This is a genomic window from Bifidobacterium pullorum subsp. saeculare (assembly GCF_016899725.1).
GTDB lineage: Bacteria > Actinomycetota > Actinomycetes > Actinomycetales > Bifidobacteriaceae > Bifidobacterium > Bifidobacterium pullorum_C.
Map to the genome: position 1 here is coordinate 58,206 of NZ_JACLYU010000008.1, position 17,103 is coordinate 75,308.

16 protein-coding genes, 1 tRNA gene and 1 pseudogene are annotated in these 17,103 nt (G+C 68.9%); 11 read left to right on the plus strand and 7 right to left on the minus strand.

Translation table 11 applies throughout. The features are described 5' to 3' along the window. Nucleotides 1–54 precede the first annotated feature (54 nt). Entirely contained in the window at nucleotides 55–1,245 is a 1,191-nt protein-coding gene (locus H7U32_RS05540) for an MFS transporter (protein WP_204468793.1), read from the minus strand. Nucleotides 1,246–1,342: 97 nt separating this feature from the next. Then, nucleotides 1,343–1,416, minus strand: a tRNA-Pro gene (locus tag H7U32_RS05545). A 137-nt stretch (nucleotides 1,417–1,553) separates the two neighbouring features. Between H7U32_RS05545 and lysS the strand changes: the two genes are divergently transcribed. The 4 genes from lysS to H7U32_RS05565 all read left to right on the plus strand — a co-directional run bounded on the left by lysS (nucleotide 1,554) and on the right by H7U32_RS05565 (nucleotide 6,481). Beyond that, a complete protein-coding gene (gene lysS, locus H7U32_RS05550; protein WP_204468795.1) occupies nucleotides 1,554–3,251 on the plus strand; it encodes a lysine--tRNA ligase in 1,698 nt (565 codons plus the stop codon). Between the two features lie 64 nt (nucleotides 3,252–3,315). Continuing rightward, nucleotides 3,316–4,395, plus strand: coding sequence for a 1,4-dihydroxy-2-naphthoate octaprenyltransferase (gene menA / locus H7U32_RS05555; protein ID WP_204468796.1), 1,080 nt, complete (start codon nucleotides 3,316–3,318; stop codon nucleotides 4,393–4,395). A gap of 210 nt (nucleotides 4,396–4,605) precedes the next feature. After that, the gene (gene menA / locus H7U32_RS05560; protein WP_204468798.1) at nucleotides 4,606–5,694 is read left to right on the plus strand and encodes a 1,4-dihydroxy-2-naphthoate octaprenyltransferase; all 1,089 of its coding nucleotides are present in this window, start codon (nucleotides 4,606–4,608) and stop codon (nucleotides 5,692–5,694) included. 46 nt (nucleotides 5,695–5,740) lie between these two features. Continuing rightward, the gene (locus tag H7U32_RS05565) at nucleotides 5,741–6,481 is read left to right on the plus strand and encodes a phosphoglyceromutase (protein ID WP_204468800.1); all 741 of its coding nucleotides are present in this window, start codon (nucleotides 5,741–5,743) and stop codon (nucleotides 6,479–6,481) included. A gap of 122 nt (nucleotides 6,482–6,603) precedes the next feature. Here the strand turns inward: H7U32_RS05565 and phoU are convergent, their stop codons facing one another. Next, nucleotides 6,604–7,284, minus strand: coding sequence for a phosphate signaling complex protein PhoU (gene phoU, locus H7U32_RS05570; RefSeq protein WP_204468801.1), 681 nt, complete (start codon nucleotides 7,282–7,284; stop codon nucleotides 6,604–6,606). Nucleotides 7,285–7,476: 192 nt separating this feature from the next. Between phoU and H7U32_RS05575 the strand changes: the two genes are divergently transcribed. Next, entirely contained in the window at nucleotides 7,477–8,790 is a 1,314-nt protein-coding gene (locus H7U32_RS05575) for a sensor histidine kinase (protein WP_204468803.1), read from the plus strand. Nucleotides 8,791–8,827: 37 nt separating this feature from the next. Here the strand turns inward: H7U32_RS05575 and H7U32_RS05580 are convergent, their stop codons facing one another. Next, entirely contained in the window at nucleotides 8,828–9,082 is a 255-nt protein-coding gene (locus tag H7U32_RS05580; RefSeq protein ID WP_204468805.1) for a DUF2530 domain-containing protein, read from the minus strand. Nucleotides 9,083–9,128: 46 nt separating this feature from the next. After that, nucleotides 9,129–10,268 carry a phosphoserine transaminase gene (serC, locus tag H7U32_RS05585; protein ID WP_204468807.1) on the minus strand — a complete coding sequence of 380 codons (1,140 nt, stop codon included), beginning with the start codon at nucleotides 10,266–10,268 and terminating at the stop codon, nucleotides 9,129–9,131. A 159-nt stretch (nucleotides 10,269–10,427) separates the two neighbouring features. Here serC and H7U32_RS05590 point away from each other — a divergent pair, with 159 nt between their 5' ends. The 3 genes from H7U32_RS05590 to H7U32_RS05600 all read left to right on the plus strand — a co-directional run bounded on the left by H7U32_RS05590 (nucleotide 10,428) and on the right by H7U32_RS05600 (nucleotide 13,563). Then, nucleotides 10,428–11,438: a CHAP domain-containing protein gene (locus H7U32_RS05590; protein WP_204468809.1), complete on the plus strand. Its 1,011-nt coding sequence runs from the start codon at nucleotides 10,428–10,430 to the stop codon at nucleotides 11,436–11,438. Between the two features lie 54 nt (nucleotides 11,439–11,492). Continuing rightward, nucleotides 11,493–12,257 (plus strand): C40 family peptidase, encoded by a 765-nt coding sequence (locus H7U32_RS05595; RefSeq protein WP_323804591.1) that lies wholly within the window; start codon nucleotides 11,493–11,495, stop codon nucleotides 12,255–12,257. Between the two features lie 268 nt (nucleotides 12,258–12,525). After that, nucleotides 12,526–13,563 (plus strand): universal stress protein, encoded by a 1,038-nt coding sequence (locus H7U32_RS05600; RefSeq protein WP_204468811.1) that lies wholly within the window; start codon nucleotides 12,526–12,528, stop codon nucleotides 13,561–13,563. A 160-nt stretch (nucleotides 13,564–13,723) separates the two neighbouring features. Here the strand turns inward: H7U32_RS05600 and H7U32_RS05605 are convergent, their stop codons facing one another. After that, a complete protein-coding gene (locus H7U32_RS05605; protein WP_204468813.1) occupies nucleotides 13,724–14,137 on the minus strand; it encodes an OsmC family protein in 414 nt (137 codons plus the stop codon). 105 nt (nucleotides 14,138–14,242) lie between these two features. Between H7U32_RS05605 and H7U32_RS05610 the strand changes: the two genes are divergently transcribed. The 3 genes from H7U32_RS05610 to H7U32_RS05620 all read left to right on the plus strand — a co-directional run bounded on the left by H7U32_RS05610 (nucleotide 14,243) and on the right by H7U32_RS05620 (nucleotide 16,418). Beyond that, nucleotides 14,243–15,115, plus strand: coding sequence for a thymidylate synthase (locus H7U32_RS05610; RefSeq protein WP_204468815.1), 873 nt, complete (start codon nucleotides 14,243–14,245; stop codon nucleotides 15,113–15,115). Between the two features lie 102 nt (nucleotides 15,116–15,217). Beyond that, nucleotides 15,218–15,877 (plus strand): dihydrofolate reductase, encoded by a 660-nt coding sequence (locus tag H7U32_RS05615; protein ID WP_204468817.1) that lies wholly within the window; start codon nucleotides 15,218–15,220, stop codon nucleotides 15,875–15,877. Between the two features lie 19 nt (nucleotides 15,878–15,896). Continuing rightward, nucleotides 15,897–16,418 carry a low molecular weight protein-tyrosine-phosphatase gene (locus H7U32_RS05620; protein ID WP_204468819.1) on the plus strand — a complete coding sequence of 174 codons (522 nt, stop codon included), beginning with the start codon at nucleotides 15,897–15,899 and terminating at the stop codon, nucleotides 16,416–16,418. Between the two features lie 82 nt (nucleotides 16,419–16,500). On the opposite strand, the pseudogene H7U32_RS05625 reads toward H7U32_RS05620, so the two are convergent. Then, nucleotides 16,501–17,103, minus strand: a pseudogene (locus H7U32_RS05625) (DDE-type integrase/transposase/recombinase); the annotation flags it as partial.

Sequence of the window (17,103 nt, forward strand, 5' to 3'; positions counted from 1 at the left end):
GCGGGCGCGGCGGGCGGGAACGGACCGTGATATGGGTCTCAGTCCGTGTGGATCTCAGACGTGGACCTCCACCATCCGCTCCATCGCGCTGGGCCGCTTCGATTCGAAGCGCAGCGAGAACGCGGCCAGCAGCGCCACGGCGACCACGGCCAGCGGCACGCCGCCCAGCGCGGCGTAGTGGTAGTCCATGCCGGAGGCGGTGAGCATCGCGCCGCCCACTGCGGAGCCGAGCGCGTTGCCGCCGTTGAACGCCACCTGCACGGAGGCGCCGCCGATGAGCTCGCCGCCGCCCTTGCCGGCCTCGGCCATGAGCAGCTGCTGGGGAGCGGAGATGAAGAATAGGCCGAAGGCGATCCAGAACGTGAACAACGCGGTGGACCACAGCGAACCCGGCGTCAGGAACACCAGCAACAGACCCAGGCAGGAGACGCCCTGGCCGATGGCGGCGGTGCCGGCATGGCGCCAGCGGTCGGTGATGCGGCCGCCCACCAGACCGCCGACCACCATGCCGAAGCCGGCGAGCATCATGAGCATCGGCACCAGCTGCGAGGACCAGCCGCCCACCTTCTGCAGCCAGGGGGAGACGTAGCTCCACCAGCAGAACACGCCCGCGTTGCCCATGAACACGGCGACGAGCACCATCCACGGGCCCGGCTTACCCAGGAAGCGGAACTGGCCCATCAGGCCCTTGTCCGGCACGGCGGGGATGCGCGGCACCCACGCCAGCGTGAGCGCGAAGGTCAGCGCGGCGATGGCGGCGAGCAGCGCGAACGAGAGGCGCCAGTTCAGATATTCGGCGAGCAGCGTGCCGGCGGGCACGCCGAGCATGTTCGCCACGGTCTGGCCGGTCACCATGGCCGAGATCGACTGCGCCTCCTTGCCGCGGTCGGCCACCGTCTTGGCGATGAGCGTGGCGGTGCCGAAGAACGCGCCGTGCGGCAGGCCGGAGATGAACCGGGCCACGATGAGCATGCCCGAGCTCACCGACGCGACGGACAGCGCGTTGCCCACCAGCGTGATGACCATGAACGCGAGCACCAGGTCGCGGGGGCTGAGCTTGCGGCCGAACACGAGGAACAGCGTGCCCACGCACACGCCCACCGCGTAGGCGGAAATATAGGAGCCGGCGGCGGGGATGGACACGTGCATCGCCTCGGCCGCCTGTGGCAGGATGCCCATCATCACGAATTCGGCGGCGCCCAGCACGAACGCGCCGGCCGCCAGCGCCAGCAGACTCTTCTTCATCGCCGTGGATGTCCTTCCCGTCGCGCGCCGTCCACCCGCGCAGGGGGCCGGACATGAAGAAAGGGAACCGCCGTAATCGGCGATTCCCTTTCGGTTGTCGGGCTGGCGGGATTTGAACCCGCGGCCTCTTCGTCCCGAACGAAGCGCGCTACCAAGCTGCGCTACAGCCCGTCAGACAACAGTCGTTGATGATACAGCCAGTCCGGCGATGTTGCAAACTGGCGTGTTGCCCCGGTGTGTTGCGCTGGTGAGTTGTGCCCGCAGGCCGCCCGCCGCCTCATCGCCGGCACTGCGTACACTGAGTGCCTATGACTGAAGCCACCGAAAACCCCGGAACCACTGGTTCCGACGAGAACGAGGACGCCGCCGGCGTCCCGCAGATGACCACCGTCGAGCGCGCTGAGATGCTGCTCGCCCAGGACGCCGCCATCCGCTCCCGGATCGGCGCGGGCGCCACGCTCGACGAGGCCATCGACCCCTCCAACAAGGAGTTCGGCCCGCTCGCGCACCCCGAGCAGGTGCAGATGCGCGTCGCCAAGCGCGCCCTCATGCTCAAGGAGGGCATCGCCCCCTATCCGGTCCACCTCGACGTCACCGACACCATCGAGGCCGTGCGCGCGCGCTACGACGGCAAGCTCGAGCCCGGCCAGGAGACCGAGGACGTGGTCGGCATCGCCGGCCGCGTGCTGTTCATCCGTAACGCCGGCGGCCTCAACTTCGTGCAGCTGTCCGCGGGCGACGGCACCAAGATCCAGGGCATGGTCTCCAAGAAGGAGATCGGCGCCGACTCCCTCAAGCAGTTCAAGCAGCTCGTGGATCTGGGCGACCACCTGTACCTGCGCGGCCGTGTGATCGCCTCCAAGACCGGCGAGCTCTCGGTGTTCGCCACCGAGTGGGCCATCGCCGCCAAGGCGCTGCAGCCGCTGCCGGCCCTGCACAAGGAGCTCAACGAGGACACCCGCACGCGCAAGCCGTACATCGGCATGATCGCGGACGAGAAGATCCGCAACATGGTGCGCAACCGCTCCAAGGCCGTCGCCTCGCTGCGCCGCACCTTCGACGACCATGACTTCATCGAGGTGGAGACCCCGATGCTGCAGACCGTGCACGGCGGCGCCGCGGCCCGTCCGTTCACCACGCATATGAACGCCTTCGACCTGGACCTGTTCCTGCGCATCGCCCCGGAGCTGTTCCTCAAGCGTTGCCTGGTCGGCGGCATCGACCGCGTGTACGAGATCAACCGCGACTTCCGCAACGAGGGCGTGGACGCCACGCACGCCCCCGAGTTCACCATGGTCGAGGCATACCAGGCGTACGGCACCTACGACACCATCGGCCAGCTCGTCAAGGAGCTCGTGCAGAAAACCGCGATGGACGTGTTCGGCTCGCACCGGGTCACCCTGCTCGACGGCACCGAATACGACTTCGGCGGCGAGTGGCGGACCATCTCCATGTACGACTCCCTCTCCGAGGCGCTCGGCGAGGAGATCGTGCCCCACGACCCGGAGAACCCCGAGCCCAACGGCACCTCCGTGGAGCACCTCGGCGCCCTCGCCGACAAGCTCGGCGTGGAGCGCGACGACGTGGAGAACCACGGCAAGCTCGTCGAGCACCTGTGGGAGCACTTCTACGAGGACAAGCTCTACGAGCCGACCTTCGTGCGCGACTTCCCGGTCGAGACCTCCCCGCTGGTCAAGGGCCACCGCTCCAAGCCCGGCGTCGTGGAGAAGTGGGATCTGTACGTGCGCGGCTTCGAGCTGGCCACCGGCTACTCCGAGCTCAACGATCCGATCGTGCAGCGCGAACGCTTCGTGGCCCAGGCCAAGGACGCGCTCGCCGGCGACGAGGAGGCCTGCGACATCGACGAGGACTTCCTCGAGGCCCTCGGCGTGGGCATGCCGCCGGCCGGCGGCATGGGCATGGGCATCGACCGTCTGCTCATCGCCCTGACCGGCGCCACGATTCGCGAGACCATCACCTTCCCGCTGGTCAAGCCGCTCAACTGAGCCATCGCCGCGGCGCCGCCGCTCCGCTCCGTCACCATGGGGGGCAACGAGTATGCTCGCAGACATGGACGCGAGGATGTGGGTGAGCGGCGCGTGGCCGCGGACGTTGCCGGCGTCGGTGGCGCCGGTGCTTATGGGCGCGGCCTGCGCGTGGATGGACGTGCGGACCCAGCAGCGGCAATGCGCCACGAATCCCGGCGCCGCGACCCTGTGGAACGCCTACGGCGGCACCACGCCGTTCCCTGCCTGCTCGGACTCTTTCATCGGCGGCGCGGCGTGGTTCTGGACGTACGTCCCGCTGTGCCTGGCCGTCGCGATCGCCCTGCAGGTCGCCGTGAACTACGCCAACGATTACTCCGACGGCATCCGCGGCACCGACGACGGCCGGGCCGCGGCCGCGGACGGCGGGCCGACCCCGCCGTCCGCCGCGGCGCCGGCACGGCTCGTGGCCTCCGGAGTGCCCCCGCGCAACGTGCTGCGCGCCGCGGGCATCGCCGCCGCCGTGGCGTGCGTGGCCGGGCTAGCCGTCGTCGTCCTCAGCGGCGTGTGGGCGCTGCTGGCCGTCGGCGTCGCCAGCCTCATCGCCGGCTGGTGCTACACAGGCGGCAAGCACCCCTACGGTTACGCCGGGCTCGGCGAACCGTTCGTCTTCGTCTTCTTCGGGCCGGTCGCGGTCGTCGGCACCTATCTGGCCATGGTCGGCTCGTTGGGCGGGACTGCGGGCGCGACCCTGCCGCTCGCCGCCGCCACGGCAGGTCTCGATGCGGTCGCCCTGCTTATGGTCAACAATCTGCGCGACATCCCCGCCGACCGCACGCACGGCAAACGCACCTATGCCGTGCGCGTCGGGTACGCCGCGGCCAAGCGGACGCTTGCCGTCGTCATCCTGATCTCCATCCTGCTTTCGCTCTGGGGATGCTCCGGCAAGGTGCTCTACGTCTTCGGCATGCGCGTCGGCTGGCTGCCGCCGGCGGTTCCCCTGGGCGTGGTCCTCGTGGCGGGCGCGGCGCCGTTGGTTGTGGCGCTGCGCCGGGACGACCTGCGCCGCGCGCTGCCCGCGGTCAGTCTGTTCGCGTTGGTCACGGCCGTCTGCTGGGTTGCGGCATGCCTCGGCCAGGGTGCGTACGTGGTCTCGCTGCCGTGAGGCGGAGCTCCGGGCACCACCGGCCGCATCCAACGGAGTCCGCTATACGCAGGAGACCTACGCCAACACGTCCAGGAATGACTCACGCCCCTCGCGCATGGCAATGCGAAGAGCCGTATCTTACTGATTCGGTCTGCGAATTTGTCTAGAGACAAACGGATTGTCTGCATCTGCCCTGCGTATGCGCTCGGCGCGGGTAACGTGGTGCCCATGGATGCAATGACATGGGTGCGCGGTGCCCGCCCGCAGACGCTGCCGCTGGGTCTGGCGCCGGTGCTGGTGGGCGCCGCGCTGAGCTGGAGCTGGGTGATGCGTGCGCCGATGGGTGGTTCCCAGTTCCACGCCCCATGCCCGACGTTCGGCGGTCGCCCGCCATATTCCCCCGACGGCGAGCAGGGCATCTGCGTGACGTCCTGGCAGTGGTTCCTCGCGGTGACGGTGCTGTGCGCCGTGGTGGCCGTGGGGCTGCAGGTCGCCGCCAACTACATCAACGACTACGCCGACGGCATCCGTGGGGCGGACAACGGACGCGGCGGCTCGGAGAAGGGCGGCGACGCCCCCACACGACTCGTTGCCTCCGGCGTCGACCCGCGCTCCGTGCTGCTGGCGGCCGGAATCGCGGCGGCTGTCGCCTGCGCGGCCGGACTGGGCGTCGTGGCCCTGACCGGCAACTGGTGGTTCGTCGTCCTAGGGGCGATCTGCCTGGCGGCCGCCTGGGCGTATACCGGCGGACGCCACCCCTATGGCTATGCCGGACTGGGCGAGGCGGCCGCGTTCGTGTTCTTCGGCCTGGTGCCGACGCTCGGCACCCAAGTGGCGCTGATGGATGGAATCCAGTTCACGGGTCTCGTCGGAGCGACGATGTGCGGCTGCTTCGCCGCCGCGGTGATGATGGTGAACAACCTGCGTGACGTCGACGCCGACCTCGCCCACGGCAAGCGCACGCTCATGACCCGTCTCGGCTCCTGGCACGGCACGACGCTGTACCGCGGGGCGATGATGGTGGGCGTGATGGCGATGTTGCTGCGGACCGTCCCCTCCCTGGTGGCGCTGCCGCGGGATGCGAACCGCTGCCACGCGATGGTCGTTGCCGACGCACGATACGCCTGCCTGGTCCGGGGGCTGATGCCGATGGCGGTGCTGGAGCTGGCGGCCGCGGTGTTCACGGTGCTGGCCGTCCTGACGGGAGTGCGCGCGGCACGTGCACTGACCCGCCGCCGCTTCGCCGCCGCCCTGCCGCTGACCTCGAAGACGGCTCTCCTCGCCGCGCTCGCCGTTGCCGGCACCGCACTGTTCTAGTGAGATGGCGACTCCGGGCGTCGCCCGAGTCGCGTAGACTGGGGGTATGTCTTACAAACTAGTACTGCTCCGCCATGGGCAGAGCGCATGGAACAAGACCAACCAGTTCACCGGCTGGGTTGACGTCCCGCTGACCGAGCAGGGTGAGCAGGAGGCCAAGCGTGGTGGCCAGCTGCTCAAGGAGAAGAACGTCCTGCCGGACATCGTCTTCACCTCGCTGCTGCGCCGCGCCATCAACACCGCCAACATCGCCCTGGACGAGGCCGACCGCCTGTGGATTCCCGTCGAGCGCAACTGGCGCCTCAACGAGCGCCACTACGGCGCCCTGCAGGGCAAGAACAAGACCCAGATCCGCGAGGAGTACGGCGACGAGAAGTTCATGCTCTGGCGCCGCTCCTACGCCACCCCGCCGCCTGAGATCGACCCGAACGACCAGTACGCGCAGAACAACGATCCGCGCTACACGGGCGACCCGGTGCCGGAGGCCGAGTGCCTAGCCGACGTGGTCAAGCGCGTGGAGCCCTACTTCAAGTCCGCGATCGAGCCGGAGCTCAAGGCCGGCAAGACCGTGCTGATCGCCGCGCACGGCAACTCGCTGCGCGCCATCGTCAAGATGCTCGACAACCTCTCCGAGGAGGAGATCGCCAAGGTCAACATCCCGACCGCGATCCCGCTGCTGTACGAGCTGGACGAGGACTTCAAGCCGATCAAGCCGCGTGGCGAGTACCTCGACCCGGAGGCCGCCGCCGCCGGCGCCGCCGCCGTGGCCGCGCAGGGTCAGAAGTGACCATGCGCTGACGGTGGCTCCGCCACCATGGCATAACACGAAGCCCCGGCCGCAAGGCCGGGGCTTCGTCGTTCGTGGCGTCCGTGGGGTGCGCACAGGCGCGCGGACCCGCGCCGGACGGGTCAGTCGATCGCGCCTTCCTCGTCGCGGCTCGGCGCCTTGCTCGGGTCGAAACCGGAGACGATGAACACCACGCGGCGGGCGGCGGAGACGGCGTGGTCGCCCAGACGCTCCAGGAAGCGGCCCAGCAGCACGATGTCGATGATCTGCTGGCGGCTCAGGTCCACGCTCTCGTCCAGCGCCAGCTCGAAGGTCTTGGCGTGCAGCGCATCGAGCTTGTCGTCGTCGGCGATGACAAGCTCGGCGGTCTTCGCCTCGCGGTCGGCGAGCATGCTCACCAGACGGTCGGCGGTCTCGTCGAGGAAGTCCTGCATCGAGGCGAAGATCTCCTTCGCCTCATCGGGCAGCGGGGAGCCCGGGTAGGCGCGGCGGGAGGTCTCGGCCACATGCTTGGCCAGATCGCCCATGCGCTCCAGTGTGGTGGCCAGTCGCATCGTGGAGACCACGACGCGCAGGTCCGTGGCCACCGGGTTCTGCTTGGCCAGCAGCTTGACGCACTGGTCGATGACGCTCGCCTCGAGCGCATCCAGTTCGATGTCGCCGTCGATCACGGACTGCGCCGCCTCGACGTCGGACTTGAGCAGCGCCTCGCCGGCGCCCTGGATGGCCTTGCGCACGCCCTGCGCCATACGGTCGAGGTCGTCGGCGACCGCCTTCATCTCCTCGTTAAAAATAACGCGCATAGTTCCATGTGCCTTTCGTCGCTTGCGGATGCAACCTGTACCAGTCTATGGGTTCGGCGCATATTGCGCCAACACGGCCCGCCACGGCGGAGGCGTTGTTCCCCCAGAATTCATCGCACCGTTCACCCGCCATTTACCTTGCGGGCCCGCGCCACGCGCGGAACGCCGGCCGCGGTGTGCGAAGATGGGGGCATGAACGACATGTCGGTTTCCTCCGTCGTCATCTTCGCGGTGTTCGGCATCATCGCGCTGGCGCTGGTGGTGGTCGTGGCGCTGAGCATCTCCGAGCGCATCATCCCGCTGATCGAGCGCCGCTCCGGCGGCGCCTCCCTGCGCGAATCCCTGACCAACTGGCTCGCCGGCCTGCGCCACCGCGCCCGCCGCCGCGATGACGAGGACGAAGGCGACGACCTCGACGACGACACCGCCGCGCTGCTGTCGATGCTCGCGAAGGGCACCGTCGTCGTGGACGGCAACGACGACGTCGTGCGCGCCAACCCCGAGGCCTACCGGCTGGGCGTCGTGGCCGACGACGCGATCGCCAGCCCTGAGGTCCTCGCCGCCGTGCGCGAGGTGCGCGCCAGCGGCGGCCGCACCAGCTTCGACCTGGAGACTGTCACCGCCGGGCGTTACGTTGCCGCCGGCGACGGCGACGGGGAAGGCGAGCCGGCCCCGGCCACCGGTTCCGCCGCCCTCAAGCGGCCGGCGGAACCGGCGGCGACGGCGTCGGTCAGCCGGCCGAACTGGCTCAAGGTGACGGTCGGACGCATCGACGACCGCTTCGTCATCGTGCTCATCGACGACGTCTCCGACGCCATCCGCTTCTCCCAGACCAGGGATTCCTTCATCGTCAACGTCTCCGAACAGCTGATCAAACCCACCCAGGCGCTGGAGCGGCTGTCCGACGCTCTGGAGCACGACGAGCACGACGAGGCTCGCCTGCGCCGCGACGCCGCCGAGGTGCGCAGGACCAGCGGCCATCTCAACCATCTGGTCGGCGATCTCCTCCTGCTCATCAAGGCGCAGGAGCCGGTCGTGCCCACCACCGCCAACCGGCTCAACGTGATGGAGCAGCTCAGGGCCGTGGCGGCCGCCACCGCCGCCACGGCGCGGCGCGGCGGCGTGGAATTGCGCGTCGGCGGCGACGACTCCCTCGTCATCAACGGCGAGGCCGACCAGATCCGCGCGGCCGTCACCAAACTCGTCGAGAATGCCATCGCCTACTCGCCGGTCGGCGCCACCGTCAGCATCTCCGCCAAACGCGACGGCACGCACGCGGTGATCCGCGTCATCGACCAGGGCAAGGGCATCGCCAAACGCGAGCAGTCGCGCATCTTCGAACGCTTCTACCGCGGCGCCGACCAGACGGAGCGCAGCGCGGACGGCGTGGGCCTGGGCCTGGCCATCGTCAAGCATGTCGCCCTGACGCACCACGGCTCGGCCGACGTGTGGAGCATGCCGGGGGAGGGCAGCACCTTCAGCCTCACCCTGCCGCTCGCCCAGTGAGCGGTCCGGCCGGCGGTCCGCCCGGGGCCGCCGTGGCTCACTCGCCGAGCCGGCGGTAGTCCCAGCGGTCGAAATGCTCCCAGATGAGCATGAGGATGCCGATGATGACGCCGCAGGCGCTGATAACCACGCCGGTGCCCGAGTCGAATCCGAGCATCTGCAGCACCAGGCACACGACCAACGCCACGGCCCATAGCGCCGTGCCCGCGCCGAACACGATGCGCAGGTCGACGCGCACGGGCTTGGGCGCGGGCTTGCGGACGGCCGGGTCGATGATCGGGGCGAACTTCATGCGCACCACTGTAACGCGCCCATGCCCCCGGAGCGCGCGAACGCCGTCACAGCCGCTCCACGATGTAGTCGACGCAGGCCGTGAGCGCCTTGACATCCGACGGCTCCACCGACGGGAAGACACCGACGCGCAGCTGGTTGCGCCCCAGCTTGCGGTAGCCGGCCGTGTCCACGATGCCGTTGTCGCGCAGCGCGGCGACGACATCCGAGGCCTTGATCCGCTCGTCCAGGTCGATGGTGACCACCGCATGCGAACGCGCCGCCGGGTCGGCGACGGAAGGGGAGGCGTAGTCGGAGCGTTCCGCCCAGGCGTAGAGGGTCTCTGCCGACTTCGCGCAGCGGGCCACGGCCCAGTCCAGGCCGCCGTTGCCGTTGAGCCAGCGCACCTGGTCGGCCATCATCACCAGCGTGGCCACGGCCGGTGTGTTGAGCGTCTGGTCCTTGCGCGAGTTGGCGATGGCCGAGGTCAGGGACAGGAACGGGGGCACCCAGCGGCGCGCGCCGGGCAGCGTGGCCGCATGCTCCACACGCGCGGCACGCTCCACGGCAGTGGGGGAGAGCACCGCCACCCACAGGCCGCCGTCGGAGCCGAAGGCCTTCTGCGGGGAGAAGTAGTAGGCGTCGGTCTGGCTCACATCCACCGGCAGCGCGCCCGCCGCGGATGTGCCGTCCACCAGCGTCAGCGCGTCCTGCTCCAGCGAGCCGGGCACGCGGCGCACCGGAGCGGCCACGCCCGTCGAGGTCTCGTTATGCGCCCAGCAGTAGGCGTCCACGCCGTCGGTGAGCTCGGGCAGGCGATAGGTGCCCGGCTCGCCCTCGAAGCGCACCGGATCCTCCAGGAACGGCGCCGAGGCCGCGGAGGCCGCGAATTTCGCACTGAACGAGCCGTAGCAGCCGAACGCGGCGCGGCGGTTGATCAGCGAGGCGCAGGCCACATCCCAGAAGGCGCTGGCGCCGCCGTTGCCCAGCGCCACCTCGTAGCCGTCCGGCATACGGAAGAAGTCGCGCAGGCCCTCGCGGATGTCGGCGACGAGCCGGCGCACCGGTGCCTGTCGGTGGGAGGTGCCCAGCAGCGTGGTCGCGCCGGCGTCGAGCGCAGCCACCTGCTCCGGGCGGATCTTGCTGGGGCCGGAGCCGAAACGTCCGTCCTCGGGGCGCATGTCCTGTGGAATCGTGATCGTGGTCATGGCCTCCACCATAACAACGGGACGCCGGAAGTTCCGGGCGTTTCGCACGATGCGGACTGCCTTGGGCCGACCTCGTTGTAGACTCCCGGAAGTGATGACGGTACCGATGCGTCCGGCTGCAGCGGGCGCCAAGGGAACCCGGCGAGGAGTGACTATTTTATGAAGCATGCGGCACACAAGGCCCCCAAGGGCGCATCCCGCACCATGACCAAGGCTGTTTCGCGCGCCCGGCGTGGAGCGTCGCACAGCGTCGCCGCAGTCATCGAAGCGCAGAAGGCGGAGCACAACGGCGCCGTCGTCGCGCTTGACGCCGCCGTGGCCAGCAAGCTCAACGAGATCGCCCCGATGAGCCGTCGTGCGATGCGCGAGGCCGCCCGCGCCAACGAGCGCCGCAACGTCCTCATCGGTTCCGCCTCGCTGGCCGCTCTCGTGGGCGCCGCCGCCACGACGATGAGCTTCGCCAATCCGAAGGCCGCTCCGGCGCTGGCCGGGGAGACCACGATGACCTCCCAGATCACGCCGGTGGCCGACACCGACTCCGCCGCCGCCAGCCGCGGCGAAGCCCGCCCCGCCCTCGACGGCACGCAGAACGTGGACGCCGACGAGAACGGCGTGGACCATGTGCAGGGCGAGGAGGCCACCTCCGCCGTCGCGACCCAGTCCACCACCAACTCCGGCTCCTGGGGCCTGTCCGACGCCGAAAGCAACCTGGACGCCGCCCAGCTCACCAAGGCGCTGGCCGCCAATCCGAACGTCGCCAAGCTCGTCGACCAGGACCAGGGCCTTCTGCCTGCCGGATTCGACCCGAACCACGCCACCGGGGACTCCGGCTGCGCCTACGAATTCAGCCAGTGCACCTGGTGGGCGTACACCCGCCGCCACCAGCTCGGTCTACCCGTCGGCTCGTACCTGGGCAACGGCGGCCAGTGGGCCTCCTCCGCCCGCGCGCTCGGCTATTGGGTGGACAACACGCCGCGCCATGTGGGCGACATCATCGTCTTCCAGCCCGGCCAGGAGGGCTCCAGCGCCGTGTACGGCCACGTCGCCATCGTCGAGGCCATCAACCCGGACGGGTCGATCACCACCTCCGAGTGCGGCGCCAGCTACCATGGCAAGACCTTCTCCCGCACGTTCACGAACGTGCATGACTTCCAGTACATCCATTACTGACACTACTGAGCCGCCGGCATAAAGGTTCGGGCATCTTGCTAGAATGCCGAAACTGTGAAGACCGTACAGAAAACCGTGTCCATGTTGCTTGCCGGCGTCGCCTCGTGCGCGCTGGCCGTCACTATGCTTCCGACCGCCACTGCCGCCCCGGCCGACTCCGGCGCCGTGGCCTCCTCGCGGTCCTTCCCGAAGGCGAACGTCGCCAAGCGGAACATCCTCGCCGAATCCACCGCCACCGAGGTGCAGCAGGATGCCGATTGGGGCGGCATCGAGGATCTCAACGTGCCCAAGACCAAAAGCCAGGCCGAGAAGGACGCCGAGGCCGCCGCGGCCCGCGCCGCCCAGGAGCAGGAGGCCGCCCGCCAGCGCGCCGAGCAGGAGGCCGCCCAGCGGAGTGCTTCCGCCCGAGCCGCCTCGCGTTCCGCCTCTCGCCAGTCCATCGGCTCGGGATCCTCGGCTCCTGCCGTCGCCGACGCGCCGGTGAGCGGCAACGGCGCGGCCGTCGTCAGCTATGCGATGCAGTTCCAGGGCGTGCCCTACGTGTACGGCGGTAGTTCGCCCTCCGGCTTCGACTGCTCCGGCTTCACCCAGTATGTGTTCGGCCATTTCGGCATCAGCCTCGGCCGCACCTCCGAAGACCAGCGCGGCTCCGGCACCCGCGTGAGCAACCCCGCCCCCGGCGACCTCATGTGGAAGCCCGGGCATGTGGGCATCTACGTGGGCAACGGCATGATGATCCACGCCACCAAGCCCGGTGACGTCGTCAAGATCGGGTCCTCCTCCTACTACAGCGGCTGGGAATACTACCGTCTCATCTGACCCGGCTTTCTGCGCGGCATGATCCGACGCCCGTCCCGGCATCCCCGGGGCGGGCGTTCGTCGTATCCGACGGTTCGTCCTCGGCGAACATCGGGGTCGGCCGCAGCCAAGGGGTGGAATCGGGGAGAATCCGCGGCGGCGTCGGGCGGCGAAGATAGCACGGAGGCGGTGTCGTAACACGGTTCACCCAGGGGGCGCGGGGTATTCTAAGGAAGTGACGGGTGGCGTCGGATGGGGCGCCAGCCCTTCTCGAGCCAAGGAGGTCGTCATGATCAACGACAAGGCAATCCTCGTCGGCGTTGACGGGTCGAATGCCAGCTACAAGGCCACATGGTGGGCCGCGAACTATGCCAAGCACGCGGGACTCACGCTGCAGATCGTCTGTGCGTATTCCCTGCCCAGCTATGCGGCGGTGAGCTTCGACGCCACCTACACCGCGATGGGCGACGACAACGCCGCCCATTCCGACGCCCAGGAGATCCTGTCGAAGGCGAAGGCCATCGCCGACGAGCAGGGCGTCGAGGCGGCCACGCTCATCGTCACCGGAGATCCCGCGTCGGTGTTCGTCGAGCTGAGCCGCAACTACAACCTCATCGTCATCGGCAACCGTGGCAAGGGCGGCCTGGCGGAGCGCCTGCTCGGCACCACCTCGTCCAGCCTGCCGGCCTACGCGTACTGCCCGATCGTCGTGGTGCCCTACACCGACGACGACGGCAACCTCATGCATCTGAGCAACACCATCGCCCGCGTGGCCGTCGGCTCCGACGAGTCCAAGTGGGGCCTCAAGGCACTGGAGATCGCCGCGTCCTTCGCCGCCTCGTGGGGCGCCGAGCTCGACGTCATCTCCGCCGCCCCGCAGGTGCGCGGCACCGAGGGCGACAACGCCGTGCTCGACTCCTTTAAGGAGGACCTCGACACCCGCGTCGCGCCGTTCAAGGAGCAGTACCCGGATCTGGACATCCACACCACCATCGTCTCCGGATCCGCCGCCGACGCGCTCACCAAGGCCTCCTACGACCACGATGTGGTCGTCGTCGGCTCCCGCGGCCGCGGCGGCTTCACCGGTCTGCTGCTCGGCTCCACCAGCCAGACGCTGCTGCAGCACTCCGTCGGTCCGGTGTACGTGGTGCCGCGCAAGTACGTGGAGGCGGCCGAATCCCGCCTCGACACCACGCCGAGCTCGCCGGCCGACATCGAGCCCAAGCCGCTCGGCGACATCTCCGGCGTCAAGGAGGTGCCGGTCGCCCCGGCCGAACCGAAGGTCGTCGAGGAGATCGAGCAGGCCATCGACCCCAAGCGCCAGTGACGCATGGGCCCCAAGCGCCGGACGGCGCGGCGGGCCGGATGCTTGGCGATGCCAGGCGAATGCTAGGCGGACGCTAGTCGAATGCGAAAGCCCCGGACCTTATCGAGGTCCGGGGCTTTCGTCTGTGCTATGGCCGGTCCGGTAGCCGGGCGGCGGCCGGTCAGTGGCGGATGGTCACGTCCATGCGCACCGGCGTCTCCTGCACATAGGTGTGCTTGACGGTGCAGCCCTTGTCTACATGGCGCTTGATACGCTCGGCCAGCTTCTCGGCCTCCTCGTCCGTCAGGCCGGCGTCGAAGGCGTCCACCGTCACATGCTCGTTGAAGTTGATGTAGGCGTCGTTGTCGGCGTCGTAGGTGCCGTCCACCACGACCTTCGCGCCCTTGCCCTCGCCGAGCGTATGCTCGATCGCGAACTGGCTGGACAGCGCCGCGCAGCCCGCCAGCGCGATCTTCATCAGATCGCCGGGGCTGAACTGTCCGCGGTCCTTGCCGAACTTGATATGCGCGCCGTCGTCGCTGAACGCATCCCAGCTGCCGTCCTTGTTGCGCTCGACCCACAGTCGCTTGCCCATGATTCCTCCTTGTTCCGCGCCCGGTGCGCCCGGGCGGTCCGCCTCCATTATGCCTTGTGGGTGGGCCAGCGGCCGGTGTAGCCTCCGCCGGTTACGCTGTGAGGCATGGCTTTGACTGAAGACGAACTCGCCGGCATCCGCGCCCGCATCCCGGCCCGCCCCGACACTGACATCCCGATGCCCTACGAGGATCTGGTGCGCAGGATCATGACGGAGGGCACGCTCAAATCCGACCGCACCGGCACCGGCACCATCTCCCTGTTCGGCCAGCAGATGCGCTTCGACCTCAAGGACTCCTTCCCGCTGCTGACCACGAAAACCGTGTTCTTCAAGGGCATCGCCTACGAGTTGCTGTGGTTCCTCAAAGGCAGCTCCAACATCCGCTGGCTCCAGGAGCACAACGTGCATATCTGGGACGAGTGGGCCGACGCCAACGGCGACCTGGGCCCGGTGTACGGCGTGCAGTGGCGCAGCTGGCCGGCGCCCACGCCCGAGGACCCGAACCGCACCATCGACCAGATCGCCAATGTGCTCGACCTCATCGAGCACCATCCGGATTCGCGGCGCATGGTCGTCACCGCATGGAATCCGGCCGAGGTGGAGCATATGGCGCTGCCGCCGTGCCACGCGCTGTTCCAGTTCTATGTGGCCGACGGGCGGCTCTCCTGCCAGCTGTACCAGCGCTCGTGCGACATGTTCCTCGGTGTGCCGTTCAACATTGCCTCCTACTCGCTGCTCACGCTCATGATGGCCCAGCAGGCGGGCCTGGAGCCGGGGGAGTTCGTGTGGACCGGCGGCGACTGCCATGTGTACGACAACCACGTCGAGCAGGTGCTCGAACAGCTGTCGCGCGAACCGTACCCGTACCCGACGGTGCGCCTGGACAAGGCGCCGTCGATCTTCGACTACCGGTTCGAGGACTTCCACGTCGAGAACTACAAGCATCACCCCACGATCAAGGCTCCGGTGGCGGTCTGACGGATCGGCCCACGTCAGGGCGCGGGCCCGGCGGCCATGCCGGGCCCGTCGCGGCTTCTCTCTACACTTATGCCAGTTGCCCGAACCCAAGGAGTGAGTGAAATGGAGCACGACAGTAGCCTTAGCGGCTATCACGAACCCGTGCCCGGAGAAGCCGGGCTGGAGGAGACGGAGGACTGGGGCGACGATTTCCCCAAGACCTTCTCAATCAATCTGATCTGGGCCGAGGCCCGCGACAAGGAAGGCCGCGGTGGCGCCATCGGCTTCGACGGCGGCATGCCCTGGCATCTGCCGGAGGACCTCAAGCATTTCAAGGAACTCACGGTGTCCCATCCGGTCATCATGGGCCGGCATACCTGGGAGTCCCTCGACCCGAAGCGCCGCCCGCTGCCGAACCGTGACAACATCGTCGTCTCGCACGACCCGGAGTACCGCGCCTTCGGCGCCACTGTGGTCGATTCGCCGGAGGACGCCCTCGACCTGGCCCGCCAGGAGGCCATCCCGGACGACGGCCTCGACCGTTCGGAGATCTGGGTGATCGGCGGCGCGCAGCTGTTCCGCGAGATGCTGCCGCAGGCCAACAAGGCCTTCGTCACCTATATCCAAGCCACCGTGGACGCCGACGCCTACGCGCCGGACATCGCTGCGCTGGCCGAATCCGGCGAGTGGTCCGTGGCCGACCGGACGCCGTGGCAGACGCCCGCCACGGCCGACTCCGGCATTTCCGGATACCGTTTCGTCACCTACGTGCGCAACCGCTGAGACAGACGAGGAACGACCCATGAGCACCAGCCCCTACACCGTGATGACCGTGTGCACCGGCAACATCTGCCGTTCCCCGATGGGCGAGATCATCCTGCGCCATTTCTTCGCCGAGCGAGGGCTCGCCGACCGTGTGGCCGTGGCGTCCAGCGGTGTGAGCGACGAGGAGTGGAGCCATCCGATCGACCCCCGCGCCGTGCGCGTGCTGCGCCAGCGCGGCTACGGCGACGAGATTCCGCGCGACCACTTCGCCCACCGCATCTCCCGCGAGGAGATCGAGGGCACGGACCTGTTCCTGCCGATGACCGCCTCGCATATGCGCGCCCTCAAGCGCATGCTGCCGCCGGCCAAGCGCGCCGAGGTACATATGTACCGCAGCTTCGACCCGGACCTGCCGCAGCCCAAGCCCGGCCACGAGGACCAGATCGACCTGGTTGACCCGTGGTACGGCGGCGCCCACGAGTTCGAGGTCGCCATCGACCAGATCGAGCATGTGGCGCCGTACATCGTGGACTGGGTGGCCGCGCGCCTCAACGCGTGAGGCGTCGGCGCCGTGGCCGCCATGCGGCAAACCGTACGCTGAGCGTGTGTGGTGGGGGTGTGGATGTTTTTTTGGATGGTCGTGCGGCCAGTCCAAGGCTTCTGCGGTATTGCACGGGGCTCTGCCGGCCCGGGGATTTCTTGGTGCGTGTCTCATGGTAGTGGGTCAGGTAGGCGGCGGGCCGCCCGTGGAGCTCGTCGTAGGTCGCGTCCTTCCGGTCGCGGCAGTGGAGGAATTCGTTCCTGGGCCTGCCGAGGAATCCCTCGGCGGCGGCGTTGTCGGGGCCGCGGCCCTTGGCGCTCATGGACCGGACCAGCCCGTGTTCCCCGCGGATGCGGATCCATCCGGGCCGCCGGTGGCGACGGCCCCGGTCCGAGTGGGCCGTCGGTGTCTCGCCGGGCGCGGGCGTGGCGATGGCGTCGAGCGGCATGCCGTCGGCCATGGCCGTGTCCGGGCTGCGCGACAGCCTCCGGGAGACGACCATGCCGTCGAAGCGGTCGATGACCGGGGACGGCCGGCGCTTGTGGCCGTCCATGGCGGACCGGGTGGCGTCCGTCGGCCACAGCCGGTTCGGCGCCCCGGCGTGGAAGTCGCGCTCCACGAGGTCGGCGGGCGCCTCGGACGGCTCCCCCCTGTGGGAGCTCCACCGCCTGGGCCTCTTCAGGCACACGGGCCGCGGCCCCTC